30 protein-coding genes are annotated in these 24,463 nt (G+C 33.6%); 25 read left to right on the top strand and 5 right to left on the bottom strand.

Annotation, left to right across the window (positions count from 1 at the left end; translation table 11 throughout):
- Positions 1 to 29: 29 nt before the first annotated feature.
- The 3 genes from D0817_RS19675 (at position 30) to D0817_RS19685 (ending at position 2,551) form a co-directional block, all read left to right on the top strand.
- Positions 30 to 755: a thioesterase II family protein gene (locus D0817_RS19675; RefSeq protein WP_127340072.1), complete on the top strand. Its 726-nt coding sequence runs from the start codon at positions 30 to 32 to the stop codon at positions 753 to 755.
- 37 nt (positions 756 to 792) lie between these two features.
- Entirely contained in the window at positions 793 to 1,734 is a 942-nt protein-coding gene (locus tag D0817_RS19680) for an ornithine carbamoyltransferase (protein ID WP_127340073.1), read from the top strand.
- A gap of 181 nt (positions 1,735 to 1,915) precedes the next feature.
- Positions 1,916 to 2,551, top strand: a complete 636-nt coding sequence (locus D0817_RS19685) for a 4'-phosphopantetheinyl transferase family protein (protein WP_127340074.1) — start codon at positions 1,916 to 1,918, stop codon at positions 2,549 to 2,551.
- A 32-nt stretch (positions 2,552 to 2,583) separates the two neighbouring features.
- On the opposite strand, the gene D0817_RS19690 is transcribed toward D0817_RS19685, so the two are convergent.
- Together D0817_RS19690 and D0817_RS19695 are read right to left on the bottom strand one after the other, a co-directional pair.
- Entirely contained in the window at positions 2,584 to 3,936 is a 1,353-nt protein-coding gene (locus tag D0817_RS19690) for a sensor histidine kinase (RefSeq protein ID WP_127340075.1), read from the bottom strand.
- Positions 3,929 to 5,302: a sigma-54-dependent transcriptional regulator gene (locus D0817_RS19695; protein WP_127340076.1), complete on the bottom strand. Its 1,374-nt coding sequence runs from the start codon at positions 5,300 to 5,302 to the stop codon at positions 3,929 to 3,931. The genes D0817_RS19690 and D0817_RS19695 overlap by 8 nt, the downstream gene beginning before the upstream one ends.
- Positions 5,303 to 5,572: 270 nt before the next feature.
- Between D0817_RS19695 and D0817_RS19700 the strand changes: the two genes are divergently transcribed.
- The 3 genes from D0817_RS19700 to D0817_RS19710 all read left to right on the top strand — a co-directional run bounded on the left by D0817_RS19700 (position 5,573) and on the right by D0817_RS19710 (position 8,944).
- Complete coding sequence (locus D0817_RS19700) at positions 5,573 to 6,928, top strand: TolC family protein (RefSeq protein WP_127340077.1); 1,356 nt, start codon at positions 5,573 to 5,575, stop codon at positions 6,926 to 6,928.
- A 1-nt stretch (position 6,929) separates the two neighbouring features.
- Positions 6,930 to 8,180 (top strand): efflux RND transporter periplasmic adaptor subunit, encoded by a 1,251-nt coding sequence (locus D0817_RS19705; protein WP_127340078.1) that lies wholly within the window; start codon positions 6,930 to 6,932, stop codon positions 8,178 to 8,180.
- Positions 8,181 to 8,245: 65 nt separating this feature from the next.
- Positions 8,246 to 8,944, top strand: a complete 699-nt coding sequence (locus D0817_RS19710) for an ABC transporter ATP-binding protein (protein ID WP_127340079.1) — start codon at positions 8,246 to 8,248, stop codon at positions 8,942 to 8,944.
- A 563-nt stretch (positions 8,945 to 9,507) separates the two neighbouring features.
- Here the strand turns inward: D0817_RS19710 and D0817_RS19715 are convergent.
- The 3 genes from D0817_RS19715 to D0817_RS19725 form a co-directional block, all read right to left on the bottom strand.
- Positions 9,508 to 9,966 carry a hypothetical protein gene (locus D0817_RS19715; protein WP_127340080.1) on the bottom strand — a complete coding sequence of 153 codons (459 nt, stop codon included), beginning with the start codon at positions 9,964 to 9,966 and terminating at the stop codon, positions 9,508 to 9,510.
- A 1-nt stretch (position 9,967) separates the two neighbouring features.
- The gene (locus D0817_RS19720; RefSeq protein WP_127340081.1) at positions 9,968 to 10,486 is read right to left on the bottom strand and encodes a hypothetical protein; all 519 of its coding nucleotides are present in this window, start codon (positions 10,484 to 10,486) and stop codon (positions 9,968 to 9,970) included.
- A 73-nt stretch (positions 10,487 to 10,559) separates the two neighbouring features.
- Positions 10,560 to 11,294: a helix-turn-helix domain-containing protein gene (locus tag D0817_RS19725; RefSeq protein ID WP_127340082.1), complete on the bottom strand. Its 735-nt coding sequence runs from the start codon at positions 11,292 to 11,294 to the stop codon at positions 10,560 to 10,562.
- 297 nt (positions 11,295 to 11,591) lie between these two features.
- Between D0817_RS19725 and D0817_RS19730 the strand changes: the two genes are divergently transcribed.
- From D0817_RS19730 to D0817_RS19820, 19 genes are all read left to right on the top strand, one after another.
- Entirely contained in the window at positions 11,592 to 11,873 is a 282-nt protein-coding gene (locus D0817_RS19730; RefSeq protein ID WP_127340083.1) for a hypothetical protein, read from the top strand.
- Between the two features lie 21 nt (positions 11,874 to 11,894).
- On the top strand, positions 11,895 to 12,119 hold the full coding sequence (locus D0817_RS19735) for a hypothetical protein (RefSeq protein ID WP_127340084.1): 225 nt from the start codon (positions 11,895 to 11,897) through the stop codon (positions 12,117 to 12,119).
- 99 nt (positions 12,120 to 12,218) lie between these two features.
- Positions 12,219 to 12,449, top strand: a complete 231-nt coding sequence (locus tag D0817_RS19740) for a hypothetical protein (protein WP_127340085.1) — start codon at positions 12,219 to 12,221, stop codon at positions 12,447 to 12,449.
- 69 nt (positions 12,450 to 12,518) lie between these two features.
- The gene (locus D0817_RS19745) at positions 12,519 to 12,740 is read left to right on the top strand and encodes a hypothetical protein (RefSeq protein ID WP_127340086.1); all 222 of its coding nucleotides are present in this window, start codon (positions 12,519 to 12,521) and stop codon (positions 12,738 to 12,740) included.
- A 2-nt stretch (positions 12,741 to 12,742) separates the two neighbouring features.
- Positions 12,743 to 13,264 carry a hypothetical protein gene (locus D0817_RS19750; RefSeq protein WP_127340087.1) on the top strand — a complete coding sequence of 174 codons (522 nt, stop codon included), beginning with the start codon at positions 12,743 to 12,745 and terminating at the stop codon, positions 13,262 to 13,264.
- Positions 13,265 to 13,417: 153 nt separating this feature from the next.
- Positions 13,418 to 15,508: an AAA family ATPase gene (locus D0817_RS19755; protein WP_127340088.1), complete on the top strand. Its 2,091-nt coding sequence runs from the start codon at positions 13,418 to 13,420 to the stop codon at positions 15,506 to 15,508.
- A complete protein-coding gene (locus tag D0817_RS19760) occupies positions 15,508 to 15,717 on the top strand; it encodes a hypothetical protein (protein WP_127340089.1) in 210 nt (69 codons plus the stop codon). Before D0817_RS19755 ends, D0817_RS19760 begins: the two co-directional genes overlap by 1 nt.
- 229 nt (positions 15,718 to 15,946) lie before the next feature.
- Positions 15,947 to 16,825, top strand: coding sequence for a recombinase RecT (locus D0817_RS19765; RefSeq protein WP_127340090.1), 879 nt, complete (start codon positions 15,947 to 15,949; stop codon positions 16,823 to 16,825).
- Positions 16,825 to 17,565, top strand: coding sequence for an MBL fold metallo-hydrolase (locus D0817_RS19770; RefSeq protein ID WP_127340091.1), 741 nt, complete (start codon positions 16,825 to 16,827; stop codon positions 17,563 to 17,565). Before D0817_RS19765 ends, D0817_RS19770 begins: the two co-directional genes overlap by 1 nt.
- A gap of 16 nt (positions 17,566 to 17,581) precedes the next feature.
- Entirely contained in the window at positions 17,582 to 18,154 is a 573-nt protein-coding gene (locus D0817_RS19775; RefSeq protein ID WP_127340092.1) for a hypothetical protein, read from the top strand.
- A gap of 12 nt (positions 18,155 to 18,166) precedes the next feature.
- Positions 18,167 to 18,607 carry a hypothetical protein gene (locus tag D0817_RS19780; RefSeq protein ID WP_127340093.1) on the top strand — a complete coding sequence of 147 codons (441 nt, stop codon included), beginning with the start codon at positions 18,167 to 18,169 and terminating at the stop codon, positions 18,605 to 18,607.
- Positions 18,604 to 18,900, top strand: coding sequence for a helix-turn-helix domain-containing protein (locus tag D0817_RS19785; protein ID WP_127340094.1), 297 nt, complete (start codon positions 18,604 to 18,606; stop codon positions 18,898 to 18,900). The genes D0817_RS19780 and D0817_RS19785 overlap by 4 nt, the downstream gene beginning before the upstream one ends.
- Positions 18,897 to 19,418, top strand: a complete 522-nt coding sequence (locus D0817_RS19790; RefSeq protein WP_127340095.1) for a hypothetical protein — start codon at positions 18,897 to 18,899, stop codon at positions 19,416 to 19,418. The genes D0817_RS19785 and D0817_RS19790 overlap by 4 nt, the downstream gene beginning before the upstream one ends.
- 26 nt (positions 19,419 to 19,444) lie before the next feature.
- On the top strand, positions 19,445 to 21,277 hold the full coding sequence (locus tag D0817_RS19795) for a DEAD/DEAH box helicase (protein WP_127340096.1): 1,833 nt from the start codon (positions 19,445 to 19,447) through the stop codon (positions 21,275 to 21,277).
- 10 nt (positions 21,278 to 21,287) lie between these two features.
- On the top strand, positions 21,288 to 22,112 hold the full coding sequence (locus tag D0817_RS19800) for a DUF4373 domain-containing protein (protein WP_127340097.1): 825 nt from the start codon (positions 21,288 to 21,290) through the stop codon (positions 22,110 to 22,112).
- Positions 22,113 to 22,821: 709 nt separating this feature from the next.
- Positions 22,822 to 23,046 (top strand): hypothetical protein, encoded by a 225-nt coding sequence (locus D0817_RS19805; RefSeq protein ID WP_127340098.1) that lies wholly within the window; start codon positions 22,822 to 22,824, stop codon positions 23,044 to 23,046.
- Positions 23,043 to 23,762 carry a recombination protein NinG gene (locus D0817_RS19810; RefSeq protein WP_127340099.1) on the top strand — a complete coding sequence of 240 codons (720 nt, stop codon included), beginning with the start codon at positions 23,043 to 23,045 and terminating at the stop codon, positions 23,760 to 23,762. Before D0817_RS19805 ends, D0817_RS19810 begins: the two co-directional genes overlap by 4 nt.
- Before the next feature lie 57 nt (positions 23,763 to 23,819).
- Positions 23,820 to 24,059: a hypothetical protein gene (locus tag D0817_RS19815; RefSeq protein WP_127340100.1), complete on the top strand. Its 240-nt coding sequence runs from the start codon at positions 23,820 to 23,822 to the stop codon at positions 24,057 to 24,059.
- A complete protein-coding gene (locus tag D0817_RS19820; protein ID WP_127340101.1) occupies positions 24,056 to 24,463 on the top strand; it encodes a PcfK-like family protein in 408 nt (135 codons plus the stop codon). The genes D0817_RS19815 and D0817_RS19820 overlap by 4 nt, the downstream gene beginning before the upstream one ends.

Here is a 24,463-nt window from a genome sequence, read left to right on the forward strand (position 1 = left end):
TAGATTATAATCGTATAAAAAAGTATACAATGACAGAAAAAATAAAACTCTTTTGCTTGCCATATGCCGGGGGAGCATCAAGCATGTATCGAAGTTGGGGATCCGGATTAGCCAATAATATCGAATTATGTCCGATTGAACTTGCCGGAAGAGGAGTTCGTATAGCCGAAGATTGTTATGCGAATTTAGATGAGGCCGTAAATGACATTTTCAATCAGATATCCGGAGATATTTCTGAATGCGATTATGCTATTTTCGGACATAGCATGGGGGCTTCCCTCGGCTATGAGGTGCTTCAGAAAATTAAATCCCTTGGCATGAGGCCACCTGTACACGCATTTTTTTCGGGAAGGTATCCTCCCGATGTGCAAAGGGTCAGGGAATTGTGGTCACTAATGGGACCGGCAGAATTTCAGGAAAAAGTATTAGCTTTGGGAGTAACGCCCCCTGAAATTTTTCAGCACCCTGAACTAAGTAAAATATTTATTCCCTTGCTGCGAAGTGATTTTGCTATAGCCGAAACAATGGTGATCAGACCGGAAATCATTCCCTTAAAAACAAATATTTCAGTTTTAATAGGGGAAACTGAAGGGATTTCAAGGGAAACAGCCGTGAAATGGAAAGCACATACCACAAAAAAATGTTCGATATATTATATTGAAGGCGGACATTTTTTCCTGCTGAATCAAAAAGAAGCCGTTCTTAAAATTATCAACGCCAGTTTAGTACAGCAGAATCTCGAATTTTTAATCTAATAGCAACTATCATATTACTAAAAAAAAACAGCATAAAATGAGTTATATCACAACAACAGAAGAAAGAAAACACGTCATCTCTCTCGTAGATTTGTCAGAACACGAAACACTTGAAATAATCAATAGAGGTGTCGAATATGCCAACGGTACAGTTGAACTTGGTCATCAGTTAAAAGGAAAGATAGTAGGAATATACTTTACAAAGACGTCTACCAGAACGAGAACCTCTTTTTCTACAGCCGCACTTAGGCTTGGTGCACAGATTATTTCTTACGGTCCAAATGATTTACAGATCAATACCGGTGAAAACATGAGTGACACTTTGCAGGTACTTTCCCAGATGCTGGATGGTTTAGTGGTCAGAACCGGAGGATCCCCGGATTTACTGAGAACTTTTGCCAATCAGAAAAGAATGTCTATTGTAAATGCCATGACTGAGGACGAACATCCTACCCAGGCTCTGGCTGATTTAACAACACTGAAACGTTATTTCGGAGAAATCTCCGGCCTTGAGATTATTTACCTGGGCGAAGGAAACAATACAGCTGTGGCTTTAGCTTTGGCACTTGCTAAATTTTCAAATGTAAAAATTAGTTTTTTTACACCGCCAAATTATCAGATTGACCCTCAAATTTTGCAGTATGCAAAACAGCAGGGAGCAGCAAAAAACACCGTTATCAATGAATATCATGACCTCAAATTCCTTCCGGGAAATGCAGATGTTATTTATACAACACGCTGGCAAACCACCGGAACAGTGAAATTAGATGTCAACTGGAGAGAAGTATTCGAACCTTTTGCTATTACACAGGAACTGATGTCAAAATATCCAAACGCAATCTTCATGCATGACCTTCCTGCCCATAGAGGAGAAGAAGTGGAAGCCGAAGTAATTGACGGAGAAAGAAGCATCGTTTTCGAGCAGGCAGAAAACAAAGCACATAGCGCAAAAGCGGTGCTTGAATGGTGCATGCAATAAAAAAAGAATCATTTTAATTTTGTAAAAATGATTTATCTCTAAAGGTATTGCGTTAAAAAAATAAAGTACTTTAGAGGAATGGTAAGACTTCCGTTAAAAAAGTAAGAGGCAGGGCATTTATTTTCAATAAAGATTCTGCCTCTATACATTAACTATAAGTTTAATAATTTACTTCGCTTTTATGACAATAGTTTATTATACTTTTTGCAGGCAATTAACTCCCGATAAATATAGAAAAGCAGTTTCATCACTTCCCGATGAGATGCAGGAAAAAATCGAAAAATTCAGGCGCTGGCAGGATGCACATTCCTTCCTGTATGGGAAATTATTGCTAAAGGAAGGCATGCTTAAATTAGGATACCAGGATTCTTTGGCATTCATGAAGAAAAACGAATATGGGAAACCTTATTTCTCTTATGACTCCTTCAGCTTTAATATATCTCATTCTGAAGACTATGTAGTATGTGTGATAAGTACTGATGAAAAAGAGAAAATTGGAATCGATATTGAAAAAATAAAAACGATTAATAGGGAAGATTACAGTTCTGTTTTTACACCACTGGAGAAAAATGATATTACCAGTGATCAGCATTTTTATAAATACTGGACCCGTAAAGAAGCAGTAATCAAAGCCGATGGAAGAGGATTGCAAATTCCCTTACATACTATTGATGCAACAAAAACAACAGTAGAAGTAGAAAATGAATTTTATTTTCTGCTTAAGATTGACATCGATAAGGAGTATGAAATGCACCTTGCCTCTTCAAAAAAAATCGAAGACTATACACTTCAATATAATTCTTTAGATAACCTCTAGCCGTAATAGCAATAGCATTCTTCGCTATGAAATCAGTTATTTAAAAAATTCAGAATAAAACTTGTTTCTGTATTCGGAATAGAATGTACTTTAATGGTGCCCTCGTGTAAACGCATAATTTGTTTGGAAAGACTTAAGCCAATACCGGTTCCTGTATTTTTTGTAGTAAAGAAAGGAACAAAAACTTCTTCCAGGATCTCCGGAGTTATTCCAGGACCATTATCAGCAACAATAATGAATTTTTTATCGGAGCTGTCTATACCCGCAGAAATTTTTATAATACCGTTTTCCTGATTGTTCAGGGACTGGAGCGCATTTTTACCCAGATTTATCAATACCTGGGTGATTTGCTTTTTGTCAATAAAGAATGCTAAGTTTTCAGGAAATATTTCAATATCTATTTTAATATCAGGGCTGTTTGGATTTATCAGTAGAAATAAATTATCAAGAAGCGTTTTAGCATGAACGATTTCTTTCTCGGGCGCAGGAACACTTAACAGAGTCCGGTAAGATCTCACAAAACTCATCAGATTATCACCTTGTTCGCCGATAATTTCTAGTCCTTTAGCTGTATTTATGATATGTATTTCTTCTATTTCGCCAATGGAGATTAATTTATTCTGGATTTTATAATACTTTAAAATAGATTCTGAAATTGAGGTTATAGGTGCGATTGAATTCATGATTTCATGTGTTAAAACCTTGATAAGTTTTATCCATGAATCCGCTTCTTTCTCATCCAGTTCCTTGTTGATATCCTGAATAGTAACCAAAAAAAGATTTTCTTTATTGATACTAATTGTACTGGACTTTATTGAAAGTTGTTTCTTCTCCCTCTCGTTTGTTAATTGAAAAAGTTTCTGTTCGAAAGGTTTTAAGTTATCAAAAAGTGAATATAATTTTTCATCAATCTGTCTCAGTTGCTTAATGTGATTTAAAGGTCTGTAATTAAGCAAAGTTTCTACGGTAGGATTCGAATAAATGATGTGGCCACTTTCATTATACGCAAAAATTCCAATATTGGCCTGTTTCAGAATCTCATGATAAAATTGCTCCTGAGCCTGTTTTTTCAAATGCAGTTCATGAATCAGGCCATTTACTTTATTAAGACTTTGGTTGAGGCTTTTAAATGGTTTTATAAGATCTTCTTCGGGAAAGTGCAGGGTAAAATCTTCATTTTCTATCCCGTTTAAAAAATTAGAGAGTTTCCGGTTCGTATAATTAATATATCGGATAAATAATAAGACCTGAACCACTAAAAGAAGAAGAAACAGACAAGAAAATAAATAAAATTCCCTGTCAAAACAGAATGCAAAACCAAGAGAGGACAGGGTAATAAGAACAACCCGTAATACGATATACAGATAAAATCTTATGCTAACCATTACTCTTTCCCTTCTTTATCTTATTGTACAGGGTTTGCCTCGAAACACCGAGTTGGCTGGCGGCTGCACTATAATTACTATTGTTTTCATGTAAGACCCTGTTGATCATCATCAGTTCCATTTCGTCCAGCGTATTGGGCTCAGTAACATCGGTAGCCGTGGTAGATTTGCTTACTAATAAAAAATCGTCTGGTTTTAAAACATTACTTTCAGATAAAATTATAGCCCTTTCAATAGTATGCTGCAATTCCCTGACATTGCCTGGCCAGGAGTACGCCATTAATTTTTCCTGGGCAGCAGTATTAATTTTCATATCCTCTTTCCCATATTTAGAGGACATTTTATTTAAATAAAAATCAGCCAGAAGCAAAATGTCTTTTTCACGATCCCGCAGTGAAGGAACTTCAAGATGAATAGTATTGATTCTGTAAAGTAAATCCTCCCGAAAAACGCCATCAGCTACCATCTGGTGCAGGCTGCAATTAGTCGCACAAACCAAGCGAATGTCAACCGGTATCGGGGTATTGGCACCCACCCTGACAATAACCCTGTTTTGTATAACAGAAAGTAACTTTGCCTGTAATTGCAGGGATAAATTTCCGATTTCATCCAGAAACAAAGTACCTCCGTTTGCGGCTTCAAATTTACCGATCCTGTCTTGCTTCGCATCTGTAAAAGACCCTTTGGTGTGGCCAAAAAGCTCACTTTCAAAAAGAGATTCAGAAATGGAGCCCATATCTACCGAAATAAATACTTCATTTTTCCTGCTGGATAGCTTATGCAGTTCACGGGCAATTACCTCTTTTCCGGTCCCGTTTTCGCCTGTTATTAAAACACTAACATCCGTCTTTGCTACTTTTTGGGTAAGGCTAAGAAGAGCGAGTAATGCTTTAGAATTGCCCACAATAAAGTTTTCATCGGGATTACTGATTTCCTTTAGTGCAGCTTCATTTCCCTTTGACTTATTTGGGCCTTTTAAGGATTTTTTCAGTACATAAGCCGATTTTAGGGTCGCTAAAAGTTTATCATTATTCCAGGGTTTCAGTATAAAATCAGAAGCGCCGGCTTTTAAAGCATCTACGGCCAGATCAATCGCCCCATAAGAGGTAATCATGATAACAGAAATGTCAGGTGCCTTCTTTTTGATCTCTTTTAACCAATACAGCCCTTCATTACCTGTATTAACCCCGGCTAAAAAGTTCATGTCCAGCAAAACAATATCAAAATGATCTAAATTTTTAAAAGATGGTATTTGATTGGGGTTAGAAAGTGTTTCAATGTGTTTATACTCAAATTGCAAAAGAATTTCCAATGCACTTAAGACACTCTTATTATCATCAATTATCAAAATCTTTCCATCAATCATAAAAGGTCTGTTTGAGAGTTTTTTAGTATAAAATCAGAACTAAAAGTGTTTTGTTCCTCATAACAAATATAAAAATAATAAGCGAATTCTGATTTACTTGTTAAGTTATTCGACAGTGTCTGTCTAAAAATTTGACACTTGAAAAAAGTATTCTTTGACGGGTAGTTGTATGTTGCTGATTATGAGGTATATAAATTTCCGGCACAGCCTTTGGATTAACGGGAACAGTAGAAAAGAATAGTTTAGATTCTTATTATAAATAACTAATATATGAAAATTAATATTAAAGCTGCAATTATATTCTTCCTGATTTCAAAATCAGCATTTGCTCAGCAATCCTGGTCTTTGAATGAATGTATAGATTATGCAATTGAGCACAACCTCAGACTAAATGATTATGAGTACACATTACAGGCAAACAAGGAAACCTACGCCCAGTCCATTAGAAGTTTATTGCCGGGAGTTGAAGGAGTTTTGGGCTATACAACGCTCTATGGACGTTCTATCGATCCGATCAATAATAATATTACAACAACGAGCTTTTTTACCAATGAATACAGAATACAATCTTCAGTGGAACTCTTTAAAGGCTTTCAGAAAATAAATACAATTCGATTGTCAAAATTAATGCAAAAATCGGCTGAACAGGATGTATTACAACAAAAATATCTTTTAGCCTTCAGGGTGATGGCAGCTTTTTATGATATTTATTTTTATCAGGGATTAGTAGTGATAACGAAAGAGCAACTGGAAATTTCACAAACCAATTATGATCTTGTAAAACGAAAAATAGAATTGGGCGTAAAAGCAGATTCTGATTTATACGTAGCAGAATCTACCCTGATCTCTGATAAATTATTGCTTACCCAGCATGAGAACAGCTTAGGAATCGCGCAGTTGAAATTGATTCAGGAAATGAATCTCACGAATATAACTGAAATAGTATTGAAAGATCCATTAAATGAGCTGGACCAGATTGATGATGATTCCGCCATAAAAGACAATGAAACAATATTTAATACAGCAAAAGGTTTTCTTCCCCTGATAAAATCGGAAGAATTCAAAACCCAGGCAGCAACAAAAAATATAGCAATAGCCAGGGGGACTTTATATCCTACACTAAGCTTATTTGGAGCTTATGGCACGGGGTATTATGAAACATCTTTTGATGATAATGGAAAGACTATTCCATTTAAGACACAAATAAATAATAACGCAGCGCAGCAGGTAGGTTTTTCATTAAAAATTCCGGTGTTTAACGGTTGGTTAGCACGATCAACAATTAAGCAAAAAAAGATAGAATTTGAAAGAGCCAATAATAATCTGAACATTCAAAAACAGGAACTATACAGGCTGATTCAGGAATTAGTACAAAATCAGAAAGCTTTTGAAAAAGAATTTGAACAAAGTAATCAAAAGATCGCAACAAGGGAACTGGCATTTAAAACAGAGCAGAGAAAGTATGAGTTGGGATTGATAAATGAGATAGAATTATATCAGGCTAAAACGCTTTATGCTAACTCGATGAATGAAAATTTGCAAGTAAAGATTAAACTAAAAGTAAATAGAAAAACACTGGATTTTTATAAAGGACTACCAATTTTTAACATTATAAGAAATAATTAACATGGATATTCGAATTGAAAAGAAAAAAGGCTTGACATTAAAGCACATTGGTTACATAGTACTGGCTGTCGTATTGATTGGTGTAGTATTTAAGGTATTTTTGAGTGCCTCACTGGGTACGTATGACATCGATAAAAATAAAGTATCGATAGCTCAGGTAACGCAAGGAAAGTTTGATGATTATATTACCATTAACGGCAATATTGCCCCAATTTCAACCATCTATCTGGATGCATATGAAGGAGGAAGGGTAAAGGAAAAACTCATAGAAGAAGGTACTATGGTTAAAAAAGGTGATGTTATTTTAAGATTAGAAAACTTAGATCTATATGAGCAGATTCTGACAAGTGAAAGTAACCTGGCCTTAAAACAAAATGACCTGAGATCAACAAAACTGGCTTTTGATACAAGGCAGTTAAGCGACCAGAAGGATCTTGTTAACTCTCAGTATGATCTGCAAAAACTGAAAAGAAATTACGAACAGAGCGATGCTTTGTACAAAGAAAAGCTGATCTCTAAAGAGGAATATTTACTGTCAAAAGAAAAATATAATCTTACGAAAGAGCAATATGTCATTAATAAAACACAAGCAGATAGTGACAGCAGGTTAAGAAATACTTCTTTTAGAAGCCTGGATGCGGATCTGGTGCGCATGAAAAAAATATTAACCATGGTGTATCAGCGATTAGATCATTTGAACGTAAAAGCTATCGCAGACGGGCAGCTTGGTCTGCTGAATGCTGAAGTGGGGCAGAATATTAGCCCGGGTGACCGTATTGGACAAATAAATGTCCTGACGAACTATAAAATTGAAGCAACAATTGATGAACATTATATCGATCGTGTAAAAAATGATTTAGCAGCAAGCTTACAACGAAATAATACAGAGTATCCTTTAAGAATACAAAAAGTATATCCGGAAGTTCGTGATGGGAAATTTAAAGTTGACCTTGTTTTTGTAGGGGGAAAACCTGAAAATATAAGAACGGGACAGGGTTATAACATTAAATTACAATTAGGAGAATCCAAAAACGGGATTTTATTACCAAAAGGAAGTTTCTTTAACAGCACCGGAGGGCAATGGGTTTTTGTGGTGAATAGCAAGACAGCTGAGGCATCAAAGAGACCAGTTCGCATAGGAAGACAAAATTCAAAATACTATGAAATTTTAGGAGGTCTTAATGCTGGAGAAAATGTCATAATTTCTGGTTACGAGGGTTTTAAGGAAGTTGACAAAATAATATTAAATTAGTATTCAAAAAAACAATACATTTATTAACAGGATAAATTACATATAAATATTAAAAACATATAGAAATGATAAAAATTAAAAATTTAAAAAAGAGTTTTAGAACAGAAGATATTGAAACTTTAGCATTAAACGATATTAGCCTTAATGTGGCGCAGGGAGAGTTCATCGCTATCATGGGGCCATCAGGTTGCGGAAAATCAACATTGCTGAACATTGTAGGGATGCTGGACAATCCTACAAGTGGAAGCTATAAATTTAGTGATATTGAAGTTGGGCATTTTGAAGAAAGTGAACGTACGACTTTGAGAAAAGGAAACTTAGGATTTGTATTTCAAAGTTTTAATTTAATTGAGGAACTTACGGTTTTTGAAAATGTAGAATTGCCTTTGATTTATCTTAATATAAGTAAAAGTGAACGTAAAGAAAGAGTTAGGGAAGTGCTTAAAAGAATGAAAATTGCTCACAGGGAAAGCCATTTTCCAAAGCAATTGTCCGGAGGGCAGCAACAGCGTGTGGCTATTTCGAGAGCGGTCATTACAAAACCTAAACTAATTTTAGCCGATGAGCCGACAGGTAACCTGGATTCTAAAAATGGAATTGAAGTGATGAATTTACTAACGGAACTAAACCAGGAAGGAGCCACTATTGTAATGGTAACACACTCCGACAGGGATTCTCACTATGCACACAGAGTAATTAATTTATTTGATGGTCAGATAGTAAGTGAAGTAAAATCACCTCCCCTGGCAGCACAAAGTTATTAAGGAAACCTACTTTACAAACCAGTACGCACTGGATACCTGGGAACAATACAAAATTGGCAATAATATAAAAAAGAAAGCCTGCAGATTTGCAGGTTTTCTTTTTTGCCAAAATAAAAAAAGCCTTTAAACAGTGATGTTTAAAGGCTTTTGACTTTTAAAGTTTCTTTTGAAACTTCTACTGGCGGAGAAAGAGGGAAACTCTGTTATATCTTTTTCGCTTTTTAATTGACTGATTTCATTGACTTCACAAACAAATTAAAATTGATTAATATTCGTTTTTGTTCACTTTTTTGTTCACTGCAAAAAGTCTTCTATTTCAATACTTCCGGACATATTAAACACTTTTTTATCACGCCCGAAAAGCCAATTTGCATTGACGTTATATTTTATACATATTGTTTCTATGTGTGAAACTGTAAAGTGGTTAATGCCTTTTCTTATTTTGGAAACGGTTTGCGGCAGGATGCCGATATCCCTGCAAAAGTCTATCTCGCGATTGACTTTATTCTGTAAAATCAAAACTTCAATTAAACGCAGAATTCTTTGATCAGTACTTTGCATTTTTACTCAACGCCTAAATATTCATGAAATTTGTTTTGATCTCTTTTCAACAGAACAATGAATTGTGGGTTAAAAATTGTATCCTGATGATATTTTGTATTTTCTTTAATTATGTAATAAACATTATTTCTAATATTAGCTCCATATTTATTTTCTGAATCATAATACAATGATACGGACCATTTTTTTGAAATTGTATCTAAGATTTGTTTAGAACCATATGATTCATAAATCTCATTTAAAAGTTTGTTGTAATATTTGGTATTTTTAGGAATTATAGCAACATTTGTTAATGTTGAATCGTATTTTATAGTCGATGGAGTAATAGAATTTGTATGAATATCTGATTTACAAAATTCAAGTATCATATCCTCTTTTGTTCTTTTTGTTTTAATATTTTTTTCTTTATTACATGAGAATAAAAAAACAATTATTATGATGATAGTGCTTATTTTTTTCATATTATTCAATGCATTTTAAAAGTTCCTTGAACTTTTTATCACGTTTTTCACTTACATCATCATCTCTATAACCGTCAGTTGTGTAAATACGGAGTTTTGAAATTTTTTCGTTAAGTAATCGCTGATAAATTTCGTCTGAAATAGGAATTGCCGTAAAAGCTCCCCAATGTGTAGATTTTAAGGTTGTATTATAGGTCCCTGTTGCTATTTGTGTATCTATGAATTGCAAGTTAATTGTATTCTCAGAATCTGTTTTAAACATTATTTCATGTTCAGATCTTAATGTAAAAATGGAAGGAGACATAACATGTAGTTTTAAATATCGAACATCATTTATTTTGAGCAAGGCATAACCACAAGAAAAACCGAGACCCATTCCGGAAATTGTAAAAATATCTTCTTTAGTTTCAAGAATTTTGTTTTTTGTAAATTCATCAACTTCATTTCGTTTGTATTTACAGTTTTGAGCGCTTATATAATTTGCAGCTAAAAGAAGAATTAAAAAAGTAATTTTTTTCATGGTTTTATTGTTTTCGCCGAACTTAATCAATCCGGATTATTATTTATTATGGATTTCCGTATCTATCTTCTATTTAAAATGTTCTCTTAATTACATTAAATATTCTATAGATATCATTCATGTGAATTTCGAAGGGATCATCACTTTTATTTCTGGAATGTAAAGTAAGTAGGCCAGTTTCGTTATTACAATCTCCAATGTCTTTGTGATATATTGCATTTTTGGTCATTAATATAAATCCATATTTGTTTTTATGGAATCCGTTGCACCATAAGTGCCTGCCAATTTCACGTGCTAAAACTTCAGCTCCACTTGGAGTATCATCTATTCCTCCACCATTCATACTATTGTTTTTTATATTAAATGCAAGATAGTTTCCCTTAGCAACTTTATCCACAGTAAAAGTTGCGGTACTAAATTCAGAATGTAATTTTTCATCATCGTTATATGCTTCTAAATAAGAGGCATATGCATCAAAAGGTACTTTAATCACTTCAATTTTTGTTGATCCATCTGGATATTCGTAAAATTTAATACCGTTTTTATTCGTGAAAATCTCAATTTCATCATCGGTGTTTGATAATTCAACATCACTTTTAAACTTTTGTGATTTACTATCTGTTTTAATATTGTGATTTATAAGTGAATCTTTGGCCCATTTTGTCAATATTGTGATTTTTGATGCTGGTATTTTGCTTCCGTTCTCCCAGTTATAGATTGTATTTTTACTTACACCTAATATTCCCGCTAACTCATCTTGCGTTAACCCTTGTTTTTTACGGGTTTTAACTATGTCTTGTGCATTCATTTCCAATATTGTTATTTAAAATCGATATAAATAATCGCAATATTGTGATTATTTATTGTTTTTTATTTGTAAATCACAATATTGTGATTATATTTGCTCTGTACAAATGACGAATGCAAATGTACTAAAAAAGTTCTTTGAAATACTGAATACGAAAAAATGTAAGAATAAAGCTGATGGGTTTACGAAAACCTCTATGTAAAAAGCTGAAATAGAAAAATCGAATAAAAAAAATAGCCGTTGCGATTAAGTCGTAGCATCGAAGCACCAACGGCGCGAATTTCAAAAGACAAAAACATGAAAAAATCAATATTTATTAAAGCTTGGGGTTTATTTAGAAAATTCCAAATGACATTTTCACAAGCTCTTATTGAAGCATGGAAAATGGCCAAAAGAGAAATTTTAATAAAAGCTTACAATAAAATTCCTTCAACAAAAAGCTTACAGAAGAAAAAACTGGAAGCTAAAAAGCTTTGGCAAGGGATTGAAACGATTACATATCCATGGAGAAATCAATTCGTTACAAATAACAGTGGAGCAGCTGGATATTATGGAATTGGTAAATACAACGGAGATTAATAACTGCAAACTAAAAATTATATGGCCACAACAGTAACCAAAAGAAAAAAGCTTAAAGATGAAGTTTACGATATCATCAGAAATGATATTCCTTTAAGACACAAAATCAGCAAGCAGTTACAGATTGAAGTACAATCTGTTTATCAATCTGCTGCCAGAAAATCTACAAAATTCAGTTTGCCGGTCATTTTGGAAGTGATCGCAAAGCACACTGGTTTACCAAAAGAAGAGTTGACCAATGTCTAAGATTTTATCTATAGAAGATATGATTTTCTTTTTCATACTTCTACTTATTGCACTTGGAATTATTAACGTAATAAACTGGATTTATAAAAAGATAAACAGATGGCATTAGAAACAATCACAATTCCGCTGGAAACTTACAAATGTCTGCGGGGGCATTTAGAAAAGGCTAATGAAATATTCAATAGTCTGGGAATGGCTGAGGGGTTAGCAAGTGAGAGCAAGCCTCTTAAGCCAGAACCGAAACAAACAAGATCACAGAAAATTGAAAAATACAAAAATTTAATTGGAAGTGGTCAACGGGTAAAAAAGCCTGAATATCTTAAAAAATAAAAGCCACTTGACAGAGTGGCTTTTTATAATAATTCAATCACGGACCTCGAAATCCTTAATCTATTTATTATGAATGCAAATTTAATACAAAGATTCTGCAATACAACATTGTCGAATGATAAAACTAAACACCTTTTAGGTAAATGCTTGCGAAAAGCATTTGATGAATCTATTTCAGATGCTTTGGAATCTGAAAATATCCTAGGGTTAGCTTGGAAGTTCCAGGTACCACAATTTGATGAGATGTTTGAAGATCATCAAAATCACGATTATCCACCTTTTGAATGTTAGTTATGGAAATTAAGAAAAACCAAATTTTTAAAACTCCAGTAGGATTGATTTTAAAAGTAAAAACAGTTCGTGAATCAGGTTTACATACTCTGGAACTGATTGATGAAAAAGGAAATATTATTCCAGAGAGAAGAAATCATCGAGGTCATGTAATTGAGAGATCAGTTCGCATATGTTCTGAAGAGACAATTCGAACCTTTAAAAAATTAGCTATTGGAATGTTACTTCTGTTTTGTTCGATGGCATACTCTCAAAAAAAGAAATTTGTTATGGCTGCCGATTCAAAACATAAGGTCTTAATGATTGGCCAGATGCAGGCACTTTCTTTTGATGATAGAATCTATTCCATTGACAAAAAAAGGGGCTGGTACGTGGACCGGAATGATACAGTCATCTGGGTATACGGGCACAATCCTTTGGATTTTAAAGATGTGGTTAAGGTTGGCTTTTACAAAGACTTTCAAAACTACGTTGTAAGTCTCAAAACTGAAAAACTAAAAAACTTCAACGATGTCACTCGTTAAATTCGATCGCGAACAGAGGCTTTATAATTTTTATAAAAAGTTTCTTGACAATCCACATCTAATTGATAAGGTTGTGATAGAATCTTTTAAAGAAGATCTGGAGCTACTTAATAATTACAAAAAACATAAAAAAATAATTTAATTATAAATAAAATGAAATCAATTGAAATCAAAGGTTTGATCCTTACCAACTTTAAAGGAATCGTTAAATTAAAAGTGAACTTTCAGCATAATACAGATGTTTTTGGTGCGAATGGTACCGGAAAATCTACAATTTACGATGCCTTTTTATGGCTACTTTTTGGAAAAAATGCAGAGGAAAAAAAAGAGTTTAGCATCAAAAATACAGTTGATACGTCGCTTAACCGCCAAGACCATGAAGTTGAAGGAATGTTGCAAGTGGATGGTGATTCAGTTACTTTAAAAAAGATTTACAAAGAGAAGTGGACAAAGAAAAGAGGTGAGGAGATTGCAGAATATACCGGAAATGAAACGATTTATTACTGGAATGATGTTCCGATGCAGCAAAAAGAGTTTCAGCAAAAAGTTTACGGTATTCTTGATGAAACAGTTTTCAAACTGATAACAAATCCTTATGCTCTTAATTCTTTAAAGTGGCAAGATCGCCGCGGGATCCTTACGCAGATGTCCGGGGAATTATCCAATGAAGAAATTGCTTCCGGTAATCCGGAATATGAAGCATTGGTTGCGAACCTTACCCAGGGTAAAACAATGGAAGATTATTTGAAACAAATAAAAGCCAGTGTTAAAAAATCAAAAGATGATCTTAAACAAATTCCAACGCGAATTGATGAGGTATCAAAAACAAAACCGGAAGCTTACGATTTCACAGCCCTTAAAAATGTGCTTGCAGCAAAAGAGACTCAATTATCTGCTATTGATGTGAGCATCCAAGATAAATCTAAAGGATTACAATCAGTTCTTGAAGCTAACGAAACGGCCCAAAGATCAGCTTCAAACTTAAGATCTGAAATCTCAAATATTGAAATTGAGACAATGACAAAAGCCAGTAATTCAACCAAAAAAGATACTTCGGTTCTGGATGGTTTGAATGCAGTTTTAAAAACAAAACAAGCTGATTTATTGACGGCTAATAATAGTCTGGTTAGGATAAAAGGTTTGGTTATAGCAAAAGAATCTGATTTATCTACGCTGGATATCACAATTCAAAATAAACGCGAAGAATGGACCACTGAAAATGCTAAGGAGCTTTCTTTCGATGACAATTCATTTTGTTGCCCAACTTGTAAACGAAATTTTGAAGAATCAGATATTGAAACGAAAAAGACTGAAATGTCTAATAATTTTAAAACTGAAAAAAGTAACAAGCTTACCGAAATTAACCGTCAAGGGGGATTGTTAAAAACTCAAAAAGAGAATTTAGAAGCAGAATTATCGGCATTAAAAATACGAGTTACAAACGGTGAAACGGTTATTTCCAATTTAGAATCTGAAATATTAACAATCGAATCCAGCATTAAAACCGAAAGCGCTAAGTCCGTTAATTATGAGCCGGCTGATGCAACAGCAATCTACAACGAATTATTAGATGCTAATGAAGTTTATAAGGCTAATAAATTGGAACTTGAAACAGTTTCAAAAACAATTCAGGAAGTTCCTAAAGTTGATGATGAACAGCTAAAATCAGACAGAAACAATCTTGTTTTAGAAATGGACGATATCAAAACTAAGTTGCGTAACGAGTCTCAGATTAAATTGGTTAACGATAGAATTACCGCATTAAAAGAGGAGGAAACCAAACTGGCTCAGGAGATTGCCGGTGTTGAAAAAACACAATTCTTGATCGAGCGATTCGAAAAAGATAAAATGACCGCCATTGAGGACAATGTTAATTCAAAATTCAAAATTGTCAAATTCAAAATGTTTGAAGATCAAGTTAACGGTGGTGAGAATCCTGCTTGCGAAATCTATGTAAACGGAGTTCCATTCTCAGATGCTAATACAGCATCAAAAATCAATGCTGGAATTGACATCATTTCCACCCTTTCAAAATTCTACCAAGTATCAGCCCCAATTTTTATTGATGGTGCTGAATCTATCCATGACATTATGCAGACTGATAGCCAAATGATCAGATTGGTAGTTTTAGAGGATTTATCTTTTTCTGAAGACAAAATAGAAAGAGATACTTATTATAAATTCATTGATAAAGTTAAAAATAATGGAGGTCTAATATTAGACGAAACATTAAAATCAGCATAATGACTGACCATATAGTCAAAAGAAACTCCGACGGGATCCTTACTGAAAATTGTAAAGAGAATGTCGGAGTTAAAATTGGAAGTTTTGACTGTACGGCCAATTGTCCGCATAATCAAAATACTAAAAAAGAAATTCAAGAACAGGCTTTCGATTTAAAAATCGTGAGGTGTCCAAAACTTCAAAGCAATCAATTAACAATAGAAATGTAATGAATGAATATATACAAATTTCAAAAAATTTCATAAAGGGTGATGTTATAACCTCATGTGATGAATTGATAGAATTAGCGCGATTAAAGAAATCGGTTTATCACTATGGGATGAAGATTAAACCAGCATCTGTCATTATAAACATGTCTTATACTGTTGTTTATTCAATGGTATCAAGGGGATCACTACACAAAATAATAAAATTCAAACCTCTTAAAATAAAATAAAAATGAGTACGCCAAACACACAAGTAGCAGATGTAAAAAAAGATATTTCAGTTCAAGTATTAAGTAAGATTGAATCTTTTCAAGCATCAGGAGAACTTACCTTGCCAAAAGGTTACAACGCTGAAAATGCATTAAAATCTGCTTACATTATTCTTTCCGATCCCAAAAATAACATTTTGGAAAAATGCAACAAAACATCCATTGCGGAGGCTCTTCTTAAAATGGTTGTTTACGGAGTATCACCGATTAAAAAACAATGTTATTTTATTCCGTACGGGGAAAAATTAGAATGTAGTATCTCATACGCTGGGAACATCGCAATTGCTAAGAGATACGGAAATCTTAAATGGATCAAAGGAAATGCGATTTTCGAAGGTGATACTTTTGAATTCGAAGTTGATCAAACAACTGGCCGAAGAAAAGTAATTAAGCACATACAAACGCTTGATAGTGTTGGTTCAAACAAAATAAAAGGAGCATACGCTGTATTTGAATTGAATGATGGATCAGTTGACGTTGAAGTAATGAGTATCACCCAGATTCAAGCATCTTGGGCACAAGGAGGATCAAAAGGAAATTCACCTGCTCATAAGAACTTTGCTGACCAGATGGCGGTTAAAACGGTTTTAAATAGAGCTTGCAAGTTATTGATTAGCAGTTCTGATGATTCAGTTCTATATGATCCGTTGGATGATGTAACTTCAATAGACGTTACATCCGAAAACGTACAACACGAAGTTAGACAAAAGGCAAACAAACAAAATCTTGATTTTTCAGATGTTGATGATGCTGAAGTGTTAGATATCCCCGCCGAAGAACCTCCAATTACTGAAGTCTCTGATGCTTCAAATAAAGTACAAAGTAATACTCTCGATTTCTAATGAAATTAAAGGTCATTTCAACCGGTAGTATTGGCAACGCTTACATTCTTGAAACAGAGAATGAAGCGTTGCTTATTGAGTGTGGTGTAAATATTTTGGATATTAAAAAGGCTCTCGATTTTAATTATCATAAGGTTGTTGGTTGTATTGTCACTCACGAGCATCAGGATCATTGCAAATCAATAAATGAGGTAATGGAATTAGGTATTAATACTTATTCCGGTGCTAAAACTTTTGAATCCATTAATCTAAAAAGCATTCATCGAGCCAGAATCATTGCATCTAAACAATCTGTAAAAATTGGAAATTTTAATGTAATGGCATTTGACGTTCATCATGATGCCGCTGAACCTTTAGGATATCTAATCGAACATCCGGAATGTGGTAAAGTTCTATTCTTAACCGATACAAATTATTGTAAATACACTTTTCCAGAATTAAATAATATCATCATTGAATCAAATTTCTCCAAAGAAATTATTGATAGAAAGTTCGGCGCCGGTAGCAGCAAAGAGTTTTTGAGAGATAGAATTTTACGATCTCACTTTTCACTCGAAAACTGCAAAGACATGTTGGCCGCTAATGATCTGTCAAAAGTAAATAACATTGTTCTAATTCATTTGTCAGATAGCAATTCAAACGAAAAACAATTTGTAAAAGAAGTAACTGAACTAACTGGAAAGAATGTAACAGCTGCAGTCAAAGGATTGCAAATCGATTTTAATAAAACACCATTTTAATTATAAAAACGAAATTATGAATACAGAAAATTTGAATGAAAAAACCAATAGCGAACTGAGCTATATCCTTGAATATTGTCCGGATTCCGAGATCAAAACCTCAGCAGGGAAAGCATTGGCCGAGAAGAACCCGACCAATAGCGAACTGAGCTATATCCTACGTTGGTGTCCGGATTCCGAGATCAAAACCTCAGCATGGAAAGCATTGGCCGAGAAGAACCCGACCAATAGCGAACTGAGCTATATCCTTGAATATTGTCCGGATTCCGAGATCAAAACCTCAGCATGGAAAGCATTGGCCGAGAATGTAGGGATCATTAATCCAGTAGATGAAAAAGCATTAATTAAAAAAATTGCAATTGCTGTAGTATCAAGACCAGGGAGTTTAAAAATGGATAGTTGGCATTGTGGAACTTCTCATTGTTTAGCTGGTCATGCTTGTGTCGAAAATGAAGAAGCTATGAGAATTGAAAAAGAACATTCAACTGAAATTGCTGGTGCTGCCGTTATTCCAAGCTATGCTCATCTTTTTTATAGCGATGATGATACTGTTTTAGCAATATTAAAAGAAATAGCAAATCAAGACTAAAACTTAATAATTATGCTTTACAATCCAGAAAAACCAATCGATGTCCAGAGAGCTGTTGAAAAGTTCAAATATTTTGTAAAGCATAATAAAGTATTTGAACTATCAGCCAAAAAAGTATCGAAGACTTATCCACAACTTAAATATGCACACCTCATCATGTCATGGTTTGCTATAGAATACGGTGAGCAGTTGGAATATATAAAATTTGAGTATTTCAAAAAACTTGTAAATTCCTCGATTTTCGAATATGAATTTATTAATCGTAAAACAGGAGAAGTAAGAATTGAATATAAAAGTTTGGCTGACCTTACTAAAGATGAATTGTCATTAGCAATTGATCGATTTAGAGATTATGCGAGCAAAGAAGCCGGAATCTATCTTCCAGAACCTTCAGATTTAGCTTTAATGAGAGAAGTAGAAATTCAAGTTAAAAACAATCTACAATATTTATGAATCAGCAAGAAATCAATTTCGATGATCTTTTTCATATTGAAAATAAGATCAGTAACCAAGAACATTTCGAACGAAATAAAGAGATATTTTCCAACCAGTGCAGAATCGTATATGAGGCTCTTTTAAGAGGCGAAAGATTGACGACTACAAAAGCATTGATTGATTACAAAATTGGCGATTTACGCAGAAGGATTAAGGATTTGAAGGATATCTGGAATGTTCCAATTAGATGGGAATATAAGAAAGGGAAATACAAAGAATTTTATTTAATAATTAATACAGATAAATCATGAACATTAATATCAAGCAGGCCAACATTAAGAACAGTTTATTCTTAGCATATAAATATGACCAGTACGTCAAAAATGCTAAGAAGTCCGCATCAGAATCTTCGGATGCACCAATTCATGATGATTTAAGAAATGCCTTTTCGGCCCTCATTCCTCACTTTGCTTTTATATGTGAAGAAATTAAAGAATCTGATTGTCAGGACAGATTAAACAATCCGGATGACGAACTACCTGAAGAACATATTTTATTGAAATACAAAACTCATGGTTTCACTATAAGTGGTCAGGGTGATTCCGAAGGAGTTACGATTTCCGGAACCAAACGTTTAGAATCAGGAAAAGTATTGAGTTTAAATACTCCGTTTTTAAAGTTCGAGGACTACAATGATTATTATTTTATGGCCGAATTAAGAGAAGCTATCGACAATCTTAAATCAGAAGTATACGAATACCTCGAAGGAAAACAAGCCCCACCAAAACAGCAAGCAATGGAACTTGAAGAAGAAGAAGTTGCAATGTAAAATTTTAATCTAATAATCTACGAGTAATGCAAATAGTTGAATTTTTAAATGAGTTTCATATTTCAATTGATTTTGGAAGATGGAAGGACCGAAATACACAAATGGTTAAAGGAATTTGTATTATTTCAGAGTGGAGTACTAATATTTTAACTGGTCAATACATTGACAATCCTACCGATGTTTCAATGGTAATTAATGTTAAGCCGGATCAAATCAATATTCCGTTTGAACATTTAAAGAATAATCAAAGAATAATTTGGAGAAAATTCAAGTCAGTTGCAAAATGGAATCATTCGAAGAAGGTTTGGGTTGTTCCCATTCTTTTTAAAGAACTGGTTTATAAAGTTGGTGAAAAATGCAAAGCTTCTACAATTCAGATTAAAGATAATTTACCTGAAAGAGTTGATGTAATACCAGAACTACCAAAATTGCAATTAAAGTTGGGAATTGTTAATTCAATTACCGGACATATTCCAAGACCATATCAAGAAGATGGTATTGCTCGTGGATTAGAATTAAAAAGATTTATAAATGGCGATCAGCCGGGACTTGGAAAAACACTTCAAAGTATTGGTACTGTTTACGCAGCAGAAATGCAAGGAGAATTTACTTTTCCTTGCATTGTTATTTGTCCATCAGCTTTAAAAATAAACTGGAAACGTGAATTTGAAATGTGGACCGATAAAAAAGCAATGATTCTTGATGACAAAAACAAAGATACTTGGCACCGCTTTTATGAAATGGGCATGGCAGATGTATTCATTGTAAACTATGAATCATTAAAGAAATTTTTTGTTCTATCAATGCCAGGAAAAAAGGATTTAAAGCACTCCAGTCAAATATTAATGGATGAAAGGATAAAGATATTCAAATCTGCAATTGTAGATGAAAGCCATCGTCTAAAAGATCCTAATTCAATACAGGCAAAAATTTGTATCCAAATTACAAAGGCAAAAAAATACATCATTCTTCTGACAGGAACACCGGTAGTTAATAAACCGATTGATTTATTCAGTCAATTAGCAGTTATGTTCAAACTTGGGCACTTTGGCGGAGAAAATGGATTTAAAGCAAGGTATTGTGAAGGTGGAAAAGGTTCTGCAAATTTGAAAGAGTTGAATTATTTAATGAACATGTCTTGTTATTTCATGAGAAAGAAAGAAGACGTTTTAAAGGATCTTCCGCCATTATCACGTCAGACAATTTTATGTTCGCTGACAAACAAAAAAGAGTTTGACATTGTTCGTGATGATTTTGCCAATTTCCTTAAAAATTCTGACTTAACTGATTCAGAAATTAAGAAGAAAGTAAGCTCGGAAACTATTGTAAAAATTACAATGTTACTTCAAATTTCTGCAAAAGGAAAAATTGAAGCAGCTCAGGAATACATCGATGAAATAGTTGATTCTGGTCAAAAGATAGTAGTTTTTTGTAAGCATAAAATAATAGTTGATCTACTCAAACAATTGTATCCAAAAGCTGTTACGGTTACCGGAAATGATGATTCTATTCAAAAACAGAATTCTGTCGATAGCTTCCAGAATAAACCAGATACCAAAATAATCATTTGTAATCATAAGGCGGCCGGTGTTGGTCTAACTCTAACAGCCAGTAGTGAAGTACTATTTGTAGAGCTTCCATGGACACAAGCCGATTGTGAGCAGGCTGAAGCAAGATGCCACCGTATGGGCCAGCCAAGTAATGTTAGGGCAACTTATTTGCTAGGAGAAGATACTTTGGACCAATGGTTATATGATATCATTCAAGAAAAGAAAGCTATTGCAAATGCTATTACCGGGACTGAAGATATAGTTCCAACAAGTATTTTAAGTAGTGTATTTGATTTGTTTAAAAAGTAAAACATGAGATATGGCAAGACCTGAAAGAAATAGTGTAGACTACTTTCCTTTTCTATGTGAGGAGGGAAATAAGATGTTCTACCTTGAAGAGACTTATGGAAATGATGGGTTTGCAACCTTTGTGAAGTTACTTAGAGAATTAGCAAAAACCGAATATCATTTCTTAAATCTATCCAAACCAAGTACAATGATGTACTTATCTGCAAAATGCAAAGTTCAAAAAGTTGTGCTAGAAGCAATCATAAATGACCTTGTTGATTTAGGAAAATTTGACGCTGGTTTATGGAAAGAAAATAACATCATTTGGTGTCAGGATTTTATCGACAGTGTACAAGATGCTTATAAAAAGAGAAATAATAACTGTATCACTTTTGATGGTTTACTTATCCTTTTAGACAGTTTAGGTATCCGTAAACTAAATAAAGAACCAACTAAAGAACCCGTAAACACACAAAGAAAAGAAAAGGATATAAAAGAAAAGGATATAAAAGAAAAGTATGATGCCAGAAAATTAAAATTTTCTTCCACTCTCCAGCCTTATTTAGAAGTTTATGGAAAGGATTTTTTAAATGATTTTTATTCATACTGGACTGAACCAAATAAATCCAAAACAAAATTTAAACAAGAAATGGAAAAGACTTGGGATTTAGAGCGTAGACTTTCTACTTGGGCAAAAAATGATAAAAATTTCAAATCACCTCAAAATGGAAAAACAGATAATAATTCAGGATCAAGTACAAATTCGGGGTATAAGCCTGCCACAGTCGATAGAGAAAAGCTTATTCAAGAGCTTACCGATGATGTTGCAAATGGAAATATCCCAGGTGTCTATTGATCAACTTCCGGCCGAAAAAAAAATGGATTTAGCCGATGATGTGATGAGGTTGCTGCAAGTCAGAGAAAAAAATAAAGAAATGACTAAAGATTGGTTGATTTTTATATCAACGTCAAATTTTAAAATAACGGCCGGTGAAATTTATTTAGCTTTTAAAATGGCTTTAAGTCGTCAGATTTTAGATTCTAATGGAAAAGAAATTGATTTGTATCCTGAATTAAGCAACAATGCAACCGGTAAAGTTATTTCCGCTTATCTGAATTTTAAAAGTGATAGCGAAGTTTACCAAAAGGCAAAAGGTAAATTGAAAGCTCTAAAATTACCTACGAATGAAATTTCAGAAAATGAAAAACTAAAATTAAAAGAAGATTTTTTAAAAATGGTTTTTGAAGAAATTACAGTTAATGGGTATTGTCAAGATGCTCATCATTTGTTTTTGGAGTTGGAGAATTCCGGAAAGTTTAATATCAGTCCCGAAGAAAAAAAGAAACTTTATCAAGAACAATTGAAAATACATATTCCATTGGAAAAAGAAGAGATAAAGCTAAAAGGATCTTATTCAGCGAAACATCTTCTTAAAAACTTCCAAGAGCGTTTAGATTCGGGTAAACCATTAACTGCAGTTGTGAACAAATGTAGAAGTATAACGGTCTCTAACTATCTAAAAGATTTTGTGTCCGATTTTGAAACCTTTAAAAAATCACTTTAAATGAAAAACCAGATCATAGTCAATAAGCTAATTGATATTAAAAAGCAAATTTCGGAATTAGGCATTGAGTATTTAGAAACACAAATGCCGGTAGCTTTGAGCGATATTGGAAAAACACTTAAGCCATTTGTAGAAATAGGATCCTCAATTGATCAATCAATAAAAAAATTAAGTTCAGATGCTGCTCCGGGATCTATTCCAAAATCAAATTGTTTGCAATCATGATTGAGCCAAAAGAAAAGGCTTGCTTGGGAACCGGAATTGCAAAGGGATTTGGTTGCGGACATAAAACAAAGCATAGGGTTTACGGACTCGGCAAAATGTGCGGTTGTTATTCGGATTGGTTATTGAACAGCGATCAGGGAAAGATTAAACTTGAAAAGTCAATGATTTCTGCAAAATCTAAAGTTCAAAATGAAAATAAACAAAAAGCAGTTAAAGAAAAATCAATTCAAAAATTTGCTATACTTTCTCCGGATAAATACCGCGCAAAATATTTGCAGCCAATTCTAAATGAAATTTCGAGACTTATCGATTTTGGCCAGTCTTGTATTGCAACCGGAAATTTTGGAAAGATGAATGGGGGGCATTACATTTCTGTTGGCGCTAATCGAACTACGGCTTTAAATCTTCACAACATTCATATTCAATCTTTCGAAAGTAATCATCATAGAAGTGGTGATCAGATAAAATACCGAATGGGTTTGATAGAAAGATATGGAAATGATTATTTTGACTACATTGAAACTCTACAAAGGCATAGGCCTCTGCATCTATCCACTTCAGATATGATAGAAATTGCATCAAAAGCATCAAAAATACGATTAGAACTAAAACGTAATACAGAACAAAAAACTCCACACGAACGAATAAAACTCCGAAATAAAATAAATCTGGAACTCGGAATTTATGATTCGAACTTCTGCGAATACAAGTTCTAAAGGCTCTCGATATCGAGGGCTTTTTTATTACAAAATATTAATCCTTAAAATAATACCATGGATTTAGAAAACTTAAATTTTGACAAAATAGAAACAATCAAAATTGTCAATAGTGTCTGGGTAGCGCAAACGACAATCTTTATTCCGAACAAAACGAAAATCGAAATTAAAGGTAACAGTGAAATAAGTGCTTATGAAAATATGCTGAAGTTTTTCTCTTATACTCAGAAACCAAAACAGATAAAAGCTTTACCAAACGGAAACAAAATCTATCACTTTAAAAACAATATATTATGAAATCATCAAATGCATTTAAAGACACAATCAAGAATTATCTTGATACAAGAGCTTCAGAAGACGAATTGTTTGCTGTAACATATAAGAAGGAAAACAAGAACCTGGATGAATGTTGCAACTATGTTATAGAATGTGCGAAGAAAGGAGGCTGTACTGGATATTCAGATGAAGAAGTGTTTGGTTGGGCCGTTCATTACTACGATGAAGACGATATTAAAAATGTCAAACCGATTAAATCAAGAGTAATTGTCAATCATGCTATAGAGTTAACGCCGGACGATGTAGCAGCGGCAAAGCAAAAAGCTTTGGAAGAAGTCATTCAACAGGAAAAAGATAGGCTAAAGAAAAAGCCTTCATCTAAGAAAACCGTGGTTACTGAAACTGTTCAATCTGAATTATTTTGA

Origin of the sequence: Flavobacterium cupreum, from assembly GCF_003996965.1 — a bacterium.
Taxonomy (GTDB): Bacteria; Bacteroidota; Bacteroidia; order Flavobacteriales; family Flavobacteriaceae; genus Flavobacterium; species Flavobacterium cupreum.

Bases quoted from the DNA above. Each gene is read 5' to 3' on its own strand.
- D0817_RS19740 (WP_127340085.1), top strand. From the start codon at position 12,219: ATGGCATTAGAAACAATCACAATTCCGCTGGAAACTTACAAATGTCTG.
- D0817_RS19815 (WP_127340100.1), top strand. From the start codon at position 23,820: ATGGATTTAGAAAACTTAAATTTTGACAAAATAGAAACAATCAAAATT.
- D0817_RS19725 (WP_127340082.1), bottom strand. From the start codon at position 11,294: ATGAATGCACAAGACATAGTTAAAACCCGTAAAAAACAAGGGTTAACG.
- D0817_RS19755 (WP_127340088.1), top strand. From the start codon at position 13,418: ATGAAATCAATTGAAATCAAAGGTTTGATCCTTACCAACTTTAAAGGA.
- D0817_RS19810 (WP_127340099.1), top strand. From the start codon at position 23,043: ATGATTGAGCCAAAAGAAAAGGCTTGCTTGGGAACCGGAATTGCAAAG.
- D0817_RS19730 (WP_127340083.1), top strand. From the start codon at position 11,592: ATGAAAAAATCAATATTTATTAAAGCTTGGGGTTTATTTAGAAAATTC.
- D0817_RS19800 (WP_127340097.1), top strand. From the start codon at position 21,288: ATGGCAAGACCTGAAAGAAATAGTGTAGACTACTTTCCTTTTCTATGT.
- D0817_RS19780 (WP_127340093.1), top strand. From the start codon at position 18,167: ATGCTTTACAATCCAGAAAAACCAATCGATGTCCAGAGAGCTGTTGAA.
- D0817_RS19720 (WP_127340081.1), bottom strand. From the start codon at position 10,486: ATGAAAAAAATTACTTTTTTAATTCTTCTTTTAGCTGCAAATTATATA.
- D0817_RS19680 (WP_127340073.1), top strand. From the start codon at position 793: ATGAGTTATATCACAACAACAGAAGAAAGAAAACACGTCATCTCTCTC.
- D0817_RS19790 (WP_127340095.1), top strand. From the start codon at position 18,897: ATGAACATTAATATCAAGCAGGCCAACATTAAGAACAGTTTATTCTTA.
- D0817_RS19710 (WP_127340079.1), top strand. From the start codon at position 8,246: ATGATAAAAATTAAAAATTTAAAAAAGAGTTTTAGAACAGAAGATATT.
- D0817_RS19795 (WP_127340096.1), top strand. From the start codon at position 19,445: ATGCAAATAGTTGAATTTTTAAATGAGTTTCATATTTCAATTGATTTT.
- D0817_RS19820 (WP_127340101.1), top strand. From the start codon at position 24,056: ATGAAATCATCAAATGCATTTAAAGACACAATCAAGAATTATCTTGAT.
- D0817_RS19775 (WP_127340092.1), top strand. From the start codon at position 17,582: ATGAATACAGAAAATTTGAATGAAAAAACCAATAGCGAACTGAGCTAT.
- D0817_RS19735 (WP_127340084.1), top strand. From the start codon at position 11,895: ATGGCCACAACAGTAACCAAAAGAAAAAAGCTTAAAGATGAAGTTTAC.
- D0817_RS19765 (WP_127340090.1), top strand. From the start codon at position 15,947: ATGAGTACGCCAAACACACAAGTAGCAGATGTAAAAAAAGATATTTCA.
- D0817_RS19685 (WP_127340074.1), top strand. From the start codon at position 1,916: ATGACAATAGTTTATTATACTTTTTGCAGGCAATTAACTCCCGATAAA.
- D0817_RS19690 (WP_127340075.1), bottom strand. From the start codon at position 3,936: ATGGTTAGCATAAGATTTTATCTGTATATCGTATTACGGGTTGTTCTT.
- D0817_RS19675 (WP_127340072.1), top strand. From the start codon at position 30: ATGACAGAAAAAATAAAACTCTTTTGCTTGCCATATGCCGGGGGAGCA.
- D0817_RS19700 (WP_127340077.1), top strand. From the start codon at position 5,573: ATGAAAATTAATATTAAAGCTGCAATTATATTCTTCCTGATTTCAAAA.
- D0817_RS19705 (WP_127340078.1), top strand. From the start codon at position 6,930: ATGGATATTCGAATTGAAAAGAAAAAAGGCTTGACATTAAAGCACATT.
- D0817_RS19805 (WP_127340098.1), top strand. From the start codon at position 22,822: ATGAAAAACCAGATCATAGTCAATAAGCTAATTGATATTAAAAAGCAA.
- D0817_RS19715 (WP_127340080.1), bottom strand. From the start codon at position 9,966: ATGAAAAAAATAAGCACTATCATCATAATAATTGTTTTTTTATTCTCA.
- D0817_RS19785 (WP_127340094.1), top strand. From the start codon at position 18,604: ATGAATCAGCAAGAAATCAATTTCGATGATCTTTTTCATATTGAAAAT.
- D0817_RS19760 (WP_127340089.1), top strand. From the start codon at position 15,508: ATGACTGACCATATAGTCAAAAGAAACTCCGACGGGATCCTTACTGAA.
- D0817_RS19745 (WP_127340086.1), top strand. From the start codon at position 12,519: ATGAATGCAAATTTAATACAAAGATTCTGCAATACAACATTGTCGAAT.
- D0817_RS19750 (WP_127340087.1), top strand. From the start codon at position 12,743: ATGGAAATTAAGAAAAACCAAATTTTTAAAACTCCAGTAGGATTGATT.
- D0817_RS19770 (WP_127340091.1), top strand. From the start codon at position 16,825: ATGAAATTAAAGGTCATTTCAACCGGTAGTATTGGCAACGCTTACATT.
- D0817_RS19695 (WP_127340076.1), bottom strand. From the start codon at position 5,302: ATGATTGATGGAAAGATTTTGATAATTGATGATAATAAGAGTGTCTTA.